Source organism: Massilia sp., assembly GCF_046293535.1.
GTDB lineage: Bacteria > Pseudomonadota > Gammaproteobacteria > Burkholderiales > Burkholderiaceae_D > Telluria.
Genome location: NZ_JBKBOV010000009.1, coordinates 1 through 8,490 on the forward strand (window position 1 = coordinate 1; position 8,490 = coordinate 8,490).

General features: G+C 66.6%; 7 protein-coding genes. 6 read left to right on the forward strand and 1 reads right to left on the reverse strand.

Annotated elements, in window-relative coordinates; all coding sequences use genetic code 11:
- A partial coding sequence (locus ACK4S9_RS07110) for a hypothetical protein (RefSeq protein ID WP_409723433.1) occupies positions 1-487 on the forward strand: 487 nt, incomplete at its 5' end.
- A 377-nt stretch (positions 488-864) separates the two neighbouring features.
- Positions 865-1,815 (forward strand): HDOD domain-containing protein, encoded by a 951-nt coding sequence (locus tag ACK4S9_RS07115; RefSeq protein ID WP_409723435.1) that lies wholly within the window; start codon positions 865-867, stop codon positions 1,813-1,815.
- Positions 1,816-1,991: 176 nt separating this feature from the next.
- Here ACK4S9_RS07115 and ACK4S9_RS07120 read toward each other — a convergent pair whose 3' ends face one another.
- Positions 1,992-2,273 (reverse strand): flagellar protein FliT, encoded by a 282-nt coding sequence (locus ACK4S9_RS07120; protein WP_409723438.1) that lies wholly within the window; start codon positions 2,271-2,273, stop codon positions 1,992-1,994.
- A gap of 324 nt (positions 2,274-2,597) precedes the next feature.
- Between ACK4S9_RS07120 and ACK4S9_RS07125 the strand changes: the two genes are divergently transcribed.
- The 4 genes from ACK4S9_RS07125 to ACK4S9_RS07140 all read left to right on the forward strand — a co-directional run bounded on the left by ACK4S9_RS07125 (position 2,598) and on the right by ACK4S9_RS07140 (position 8,388).
- Complete coding sequence (locus tag ACK4S9_RS07125) at positions 2,598-5,231, forward strand: M1 family metallopeptidase (protein WP_409723440.1); 2,634 nt, start codon at positions 2,598-2,600, stop codon at positions 5,229-5,231.
- 33 nt (positions 5,232-5,264) lie between these two features.
- Positions 5,265-7,328, forward strand: a complete 2,064-nt coding sequence (locus ACK4S9_RS07130) for a M13 family metallopeptidase (protein WP_409723442.1) — start codon at positions 5,265-5,267, stop codon at positions 7,326-7,328.
- A 181-nt stretch (positions 7,329-7,509) separates the two neighbouring features.
- On the forward strand, positions 7,510-8,139 hold the full coding sequence (locus tag ACK4S9_RS07135) for a class I SAM-dependent methyltransferase (protein ID WP_409723445.1): 630 nt from the start codon (positions 7,510-7,512) through the stop codon (positions 8,137-8,139).
- 72 nt (positions 8,140-8,211) lie between these two features.
- Positions 8,212-8,388, forward strand: coding sequence for a CsbD family protein (locus ACK4S9_RS07140; RefSeq protein ID WP_027864847.1), 177 nt, complete (start codon positions 8,212-8,214; stop codon positions 8,386-8,388).
- Positions 8,389-8,490 lie beyond the last annotated feature (102 nt).

Consider the following 8,490-nt stretch of genomic DNA (forward strand, 5'->3'; position numbering starts at 1 on the left):
GGCCAGGCCCGTGCCGTCGACGCTTGAAGCGGCCACGGCCGGCGGCGCCTGCGCCCCGCAGCCCAGGCCGCAGGTGGATGCCTGCGTGGTGCTGGGCGCGAAGAATGCGATGTTGCGCGAACAGCTGGGCCAGCTCGAGGACAAGGTGAAGTTGCTGCAGGTGGCCGCGGGCGCCGCGCCGGTTTCCAGCGTGCAGCCGCCGCCGGCGCCGCAGCGGCCGGTGCACCCGGTCAAGAAGAAAAAGCCGGAAGCGCCGCCGGAGGAAGGCGCGCCCTGGTTGCTGGCGGGGCTGGGCGCCGGCGTGCTGGCGCTGCTGGCAGGGCTGGTGGTCGTCCTGCGCGCCAGGCGGGCGGCAGGGCGCGGGGAGGGCCGTCGCGTCGGCCTGGGCGCGCGCCTGAAGGCGCGCCTGGAGCGCAAGCCGGCGCCGGCCTCGACGGCCGAGCCGACTCTGGACGAGGCCGCGCACAACTCGTCTACACAAGCTTGAATTTTTTGCTATACTCATTTCCGTGGTCGCGAGATCACAGACGGCACAGCGGCCTGGCGCAGCCACCACCGATAGCGTGGCGCGGAAAGCAGGCGGACGTTGAAGAAACGCCTGTGTCCGGAAGCGGTTCGCGTGTCAACCGAGACCGTGAACGCCGGATGCAACCGGCAAGAGGCGACGCCAGGAGATACCTGGTGATCGCTCTCCCCGATTCCGTGACCGAGCGTTCTGCTCGGTGACAGCCAAAGCGCCTGCGGGCGCTTTTGTCTTTTCAGGACTTCCATCCGCCATCCTCGCTTCATGCGTTTTGCATGAGGGGCCGGCCGAGTGCTTCAGGACGGGCTACAATCTCGCTTGCGGCACAGACCCCGGCTACTATGAAAAACTGGATCAATCGTTTATTGAGCGGCGCGCAGCCCCAGGCGGCCGCGCCCGAGGAGCCGGACGGCGGCATCGACACTGCGGCGGTCGACACCCTCTATTACCGCTGGCTGGCAGGTCCGGCCCGCTTCGACGCGCCAGCCGAGACCGAGCGCCTGATCCTGGAGCAGGTGCGCACGCTGGCGCAGAACCCGGCCCCCGCCGCCGAGCTGGTGCCGCGCGTCCCCGAACTGATCCCCAGGCTGCTGCACAGCCTGCGCGACGAAAGCGTCGGCACCGGCCGGTTGGCCGCCCAGGTGGCCGAGGACGTGGTGCTGACGGCCGAAGTGCTGCGCGAGGCCAACAGCGCCTATTACCGGCCCGTCACCCCGATCAAGACCCTGGACGCCGCCATCATGCTGCTCGGGCAGAACGGCCTGCGCATGCTGCTGGCGCGGGTTGCCTTCCGGCCCGTGATCAAGCTGCACGAGGCGGGCTTCGCCCGGCGCGCGGCGCCCCTGGTGTGGAACCATTCGGAAAAATGCGCGGTGGCGGCGAGCCTGATGGCCTCGGCGGTGGCGGCCGACATTTTCGAGTCCTGCCTGGCCGGGCTGATGCAGGACGTCGGGCTGATCGTCGCCTTCCGGCTGGCCGACCGCGTCTGCCAGAACGGCAAGCTGCCGGCTAGCGAAGCCTTTGGGGTGGAGCTGCTGGCGCGCAGCCGGCAGTTGTCGGCGGTGATCGCCAGGCATTGGGATTTCCCGGACACGGTGGCCGAGGCGATCGCCAGTGCGGGCGATCCGACAGGGACGAACCTGGCGCAGGCGCTGGCGCAGGGGGATCGCATCGCCAAGCTGCGCCTCTTGATCGATGCCGGCAAGCTGTCCGAGGACGACGCGCTCGTCACGGAAGGGCTCAACAGTTACCAGCGGCGCTGCCTGGGCAAGCTGAGCAATCTCGAATCGTAGGGGTGATCTGGTCCAGTGGACCAGATCACGCTTCGCGGACCGCGCGTTCAACCGGTCATTGATCAGCCGCGCCACTGTTCACCCGAGATTTGAACGCGCGGCCGGGAGACCCGGCCACCCTACGCCAAAAACAAAGGCGCCTCGCGGGCGCCTTCTTCTTGATTTGCGTTACTGAATCAGTGCGCGCACATCGCGCGGTCCAGTTGCCCCATCCAGGGCTCGGTCACCTCGCGGATCGCGCGGTCATTGGCCATCAGTTGCTTGAGCAGGTCGATCTTGCGCTGGCGCTTGGCGCCGTCGAGCGCCGGTACGCCGCCGATCGCGGCGCCCGCGGCGACCGCCGCCTGCACGTTCAGCTTGTCGAAACCGGTCCAGTCGCCAGCCTCGGCGGCGCCCTTCATCTGGCTGCTCAGGCCAGCAAGGTTTTCGTACATCGAGAGGACGTCGTTCGAGGTCATGTTGGCACCAAGGCAATCAACGCCGGCCGGATTGCCGGGTATCTAAGGCGTTTACGGATGGGCTTTCGGGAACTTTAGGCTTTTTCGAAAATTTTTTTGATTTTTTTCGGCAGATGAAAATGTTGCTATTCATGCATGTTCAATCCGCCTCGCATGCTCCGGACCGCGCCCGCCATTCCCCGGTTTGCGCAGCCTGGCCCCGTTTTTTGCAGTCTGTCGCAATCCGCGCGCAGGCGGCGCCCGGCTTTCCTACAGTGCGTGCTGGGTCTTTGCGCCAAAGCGCGCAGGGGCCGACAAATAAAAACAGATGCGAGAGAGAGACTTATGAGAGACATGCCAGTCGCGCGGGCGCGCAAGGCTGCCGCCGCGCTTGCCTTGGCCCTGGGCGCCGCCACGGCGCAGGCCGAGGCGCCATTTTCATTCGCGGCCACGCCGGGCAAGCTGCCGAAGGACGTGGTGCCGCTGCAGTACGACGCCCACCTGGTGCCGGACCTCGCCACCAACAGCTTCCACGGCACCCAGACGGTCGAGATCGAGGTTTTAAAGCCGACCTCGACCATCATGCTGAATGCCGACAACATGCAGATCGACGCCGCTTCGCTGTCTGGCAAGGGCATCGGCAAGCTGCCGCTCGAGCCCATCCTCGACAGGCAGCAGCAGACCCTGCGCTTCGCGCTGCCCCAACCGCTGGCGCCGGGCAAGTACCAGCTGGCGCTGGCCTTCCGCGGCCAGATCAACCGCGAAGGGCGCGGCCTGTTCTACGTGAACTACAAGGCGGGCGGGAACGACAAGAAGCTGATCGCCACCACCATGGCGCCGACCGACGCGCGCCGCATGCTCCCGACCTGGGACGAGCCGGCCTTCCGCGCCCGCTTCAAGCTCACGGTCGACGTGCCGGGCAATTTCAAGGCCTACTCGACCACGCCGATCGACAAGCGCGAAGACCTCGGCGGCGGCATGCAGCGCATCAGCTTCGGCAACACCCCGAAGATGCCGAGCTACCTGGTGGTGCTGGTGGCTGGCGAACTCGAACGTTTGTCCGCCAGGCAGGACGGCGTCGACATCGGCATCGTCACCACCGAAGGCAAGCTCGGCTCGGCCGCCTTCGCCCTGGGGGCCACGCGCGACCTGCTGCGCTACTTCAACAACTACTTCGGCATCCCGTATCCGCTGCCCAAGCTGGACCAGATCGCCATCCCGGGCGGCTTCAACGGCGCCATGGAAAACTGGGGCGCGGTGGTCTACAACGAGCCGACCCTGCTGTACGACCCGAAGAAAAGCCCGGAAAGGGTCAAGAAACGCACCTTCGACATCAATGCCCACGAGCTGGCGCACCAGTGGTTCGGCAACCTGGTGACGATGGCCTGGTGGGACAATCTGTGGCTCAACGAAGGCTTCGCGTCGTGGATGGCGGCCAAGGCGACCCATCACTTCCACCCCGAATGGCATCCCTACCTGGAAGGCATGGCCGAGCGCGAATACGTGATGAACCTGGACGCGCGCAAGACCACCCATCCGATCCAGACCCCGGTCGAGACCGAGGAACAGGCCGCGGCGGCCTTCGACGCCATCACCTACCTGAAAGGCGAGGCCTTCCTGCGCATGCTGGAAGCCTACCTGGGCGAATCGGCCTTCCGCAAGGGCATGCGCGCCTACATGGCGAAGCACCAGTATTCGAATACCACCTCGAGCGACCTGTGGGCCGCGCTGGAAAAGGCGTCCGGCAAGCCGGTCGGCAAGCTGGCTTCGGACTGGACCCTGCAGCCGGGTTTCCCCTTGGTCAAGGTCGAGCAGGCCTGTGAGGAGGGCAGGCGCAAGGTGACGCTGTCGCAGGAACAGTACCGCCTCGACGAGCCGCCCCGTGAAAAACGCCTGTGGAACGTGCCGCTGCAGGTCGGCACCGTCAACGGCAGGGCCTGGACCACGCTGTTGAGCGCCCCGAGCACGACCATCAACCAGGGCAGCTGCGACGGCACCCTGGTGGTCGATCCGCACAGCGTCGGCTACTTCCGGGTCCACTACGATCCGGCCAGCTTCCGCGCCCTGGCCGAGCAGGCGCCGCGCCTGCCGGACAGCACGCGCCTGAAGCTGCTGTCGGACACCTGGAGCTTCGCCTCGAACGGCCGCATGGGGCTGGACGCCTACCTGGACCTGGTGCGCAAGTACGGCGAGGAGCCGCGCGTGGCGGTCTGGGAGGCGATCCTGTCCAATTTGCGCACCCTCGACTCGCTGGCGCGCGGCGAGCCGGAGCAGGCCTTGATCCGCCGCTTCCTGATCGACTTCGCGCGCCCGAAGTTCGAGCGGCTGGGCTGGGAAGAAAAGCCGGGGGAAACCGCCGAGGACGCCCAGCTGCGCGGCATGCTGGCCACGGCGCTGGCGCGCGCCGGCGAGCCCGGGGCCATCGCGGAAGGCAAGGCCAGGTTCGCGCGCTTCCTGGTGGACCCGTCCTCGGTGCCGCCGTCGATGATCGACTTCGTCACCGGCACCGCCGGCCGCCATGCCGACCAGGCCACCTACGAGGCCATGGCCGAGCGCGCCGCCAAGGCCCCGACCAGCGAAGAGCGCAACCGCCTCCAGCGCGCCCTCGCCAGCGCCCAGGACCCGCAACTGGCCGCGCGCACCCTGCAGTCGCTGTTGTCGCCCCAGACCCCGCCGGACCTCGTTCCCTACATCCTGGGCGGCGTCGCCGGCGAGCACCTGGTGCAGACCTGGACATTCGCCACCGCCAACCGCGAGGCGCTGCTGGCCAACCTGGAAGCGCTGGGACGCAACAACCTGTTCGCCAGCATCGTGGCGTCCTCGAGCAATCCGGCGCATGCCGACATGATGGAAGCCTACATGCGCAAGAACTTCGGCCCCGACGGCGTTGTCGAAGCCGAGCGCGTCGGCAACGGCGTGCGCATCCGCGCCGACCAGAAAGCGCGCCTGCTGCCGCAGGTCCGCGCCGCCCTGCAATAAAGAGCAACACCACTTTCACAAGAAGGAAAGCGAATGAACACCAGCTGGACTCCGATCAAGGCCGCCATCACCCTGGCGCTGTGCGGCGCCTTCGCCATCGTTCCGGTCTGCGCGGCCGGGCAGGACGCCGCTGCCGGCGCCGCCAAACCTGTTGCCAAGCCGGTCGGCGCCATCGTGTTGCCGGGCGACGACTTCTATGCCTACGCCAACGGCGAGTGGATGGCCAGGACCGAGATCCCGGCTGACCGCGGCTCGTGGGGCGCCATGTATGTGCTGGCCGAGGACACCAATGCCCGCATCGTCAAGCTGATCGAAGAGGCGGCCGCCAGCAAGTCCGCCAGTGCCGAGGCCCGCAAGGTGGCCGACTTCTACACCGCCTGGATGAACGAAGCGGCGATCGAGTCGGCCGGGCTGTCCCCACTCAAGCCGCGCCTGGACAGGATCGCCGCGATCAAGGACCGTGCGGGCCTGGCGCGCGTGCTGGGCGAGTTCCTGCGCGCCGACGTCGACCCGCTGAACGCGACCAATTTCAATACGCCGAACCTGTTCGGCGTGTGGTTCAACCAGGGCTTGACCGAGCCGTCGCGCAACCTGCCCTATCTGCTGCAGGGCGGTATCGGCCTGCCGGACCGCGCCTACTACCTCGACAACAGCCCGAAGATGGCCGAACTGCGCAGCAAGTACCAGCAGTACATCGCCGCCATGCTGGCGCTGGCCGGCTACGACAGGGCCCAGGAGCGCGCCGCGAAGATCTTTGCGCTGGAGTCCGAACTGGCCGAGAGCCACGCTTCGCGCGAGGAGTCGAGCGACATCCAGAAAGCCAACAATCCCTGGACCATGAAGGACTTCGCCGCCAGGGCGCCGGGCATGGACTGGAACGCCTTCATGCAGGGCGCGCGCCTCGCCGGGCAGGACCGCTTCATCGCCTACCACCCGGGCGCGCTCAGGGGCGCGGCCGAGCAGGTGGCCGCCACCGACCTGGGCACCTGGAAGGACTACCTGGCCTTCCATAGCCTGAACCAGTTCGCCGGCACGCTGCCGAAGGCCTATTCCGACCTGCGCTTCGAGTTCTACGGCAAGGGCCTGACCGGCTCGCCGCAGCAGTCGCCGCGCTGGAAGCGCGCCCTGGCCGCCACCAACGGCGCGATGGACGAAGCGGTCGGCAAGATGTACGTCGCCAGGTACTTCCCGGCCGAGGACAAGGCACGCATCCTGAAGATGGTGGCCGACATCAAGACCGCTTTCGAGCGCCGCATCGACAAGCTCGACTGGATGGCACCGTCGACCCGCGCCCAGGCCAAGGAAAAGGTGCGCACCATGTACGTGGGCGTGGGCTATCCGGACAGTTGGACATCCTACGAGGGTCTCAAGGTTTCGCCGAACGACGCGCTCGGCAACGTGCTGCGCGCCCAGGAATTCCACTACGCCCAGCAGCTCGCCAAGCTCAAGCAGAAGCCGAAAAAGACCGAATGGGCCATGCCGCCGCAACTGGTCAATGCCGTCAACCTGCCGCTGCAGAACGCGCTCAACTTCCCGGCCGCGATCCTGCAGCCGCCGTTCTATGACCCGAAGGCCTCGGACGCGCACAATTACGGCGCGATCGGCTCGGTGATCGGCCACGAGATCAGCCACAGTTTCGACGACATGGGTGCCCAGTTCGACGCCCAGGGCCGTCTGCGCGACTGGTGGACGAAGGAAGACCTGGCCCACTTCAGGAAGGCTTCGCAGAAGCTGGTGGAGCAGTACAACGCATATAAACCTTTTGAGGACCTGGCCCTCAACGGCCAGCTGACGCTGAGCGAGAACCTGTCCGACCTGGCCGGCCTGGCCGCGGCCTACGATGCATTCAAAGCCTCGCCAAAAGGCAAGAATAGCGGCCCGGAAGCGGACCGCGCGTTCTTCACCGGTTTCGCCCAGAGCTGGCGCACCAAGATGCGCGAAGCCTCGCTGCGCCGCGTCGTGCTGACCGACGGCCACTCGCCGGGCCAGTACCGCACCTATACCGTGCGCAACCTGGATGCGTGGTACAAGGCCTTCGACGTGCAGCCGGGACAGAAGCTGTACCTGGTGCCGGAGCAGCGGGTGCGGGTCTGGTAACCCAGTGGGGCGGTGCAGGCGAACAGATAGGTACGCTTGCTTGCCCCAGCTCCCTCAGCCCGTCGTTCCGGCGAAGGCCGGAACCCCATACTTGGTCCCCGGCCTTCGCCGGGGCGACGTGCCGTATAGGGGATTAAGGATCCTGACGACATACCGCATCATTTAGGTCGATAATGCTGTCATGAACGCCGACGACATCTCCCGCCGCACCCTGGCCCACTACGAGCAGACCGCCGACGCCTTTTTCGCCGGCACCATCGACCACGACGTCAGCCAGAACATCGACGCCTTGCTGGGCGCGATCGAAGCCCCGGCGCCGTGGACGATCCTCGACCTCGGCTGCGGCCCCGGCCGCGACCTTAGGACCTTCACCCGGCTCGGCCACACCGCCATCGGCCTGGACGGCAGCGCCCGTTTTGCCGAGATGGCGCGCAGCTACAGCGGTTGCGAGGTCTGGCACCAGGACTTCCTGCACCTGGACCTGCCGGCCGCCATGTTCGATGGCATTTTCGCCAACGCCTCGCTGTTCCACGTCCCCAGCGCCGAACTGCCGGCGGTGCTGGCAAGGCTCCATGGCGCCTTGAAGCCGGGCGGCGTGCTGTTCAGCTCCAACCCGCGCGGCGACAACCGCGAAGGCTGGAACGGACCGCGCTACGGCAGCTACCACGACTACGACGCCTGGGAAGCCTACCTCACCACGGCCGGCTTCATCCCGCTGCATCATTACTACCGCCCGGCCGGCTTGCCGCGCGAGCAGCAGCCCTGGCTGGCCAGCGTGTGGCGCAAGCCGCTCATGCCGCCCAGGTGTTAATTGGCGAACAGAACGCCCCGGTGTTCAAGCCTAAGGTGGGAGCTCGCTTCACAACCGAAGAGGGTGACTGACATGAACGACGATCAAATCAAAGGCAAGGCCAAGGACATCGGCGGCAAGATCCAGGAGAAGGTCGGCGAAGCCGTCGGCAACCGCCAGGCCCAGCGCGAAGGCGTGTCGAACCAGGCCGAAGGCAAGGTGCAGGAAAAGGTGGGGGACGTGAAAGACATCGTCAAGGGCAACCGCTGAGCCTTGCCGCCACAATGGAAAAGCCGCGCATTGCGCGGCTTTTTTGTTTCCCACTGGCGGGGGGGGGGGGGTCAAGTGAGAAAAACGGGGACAAAACAAAAA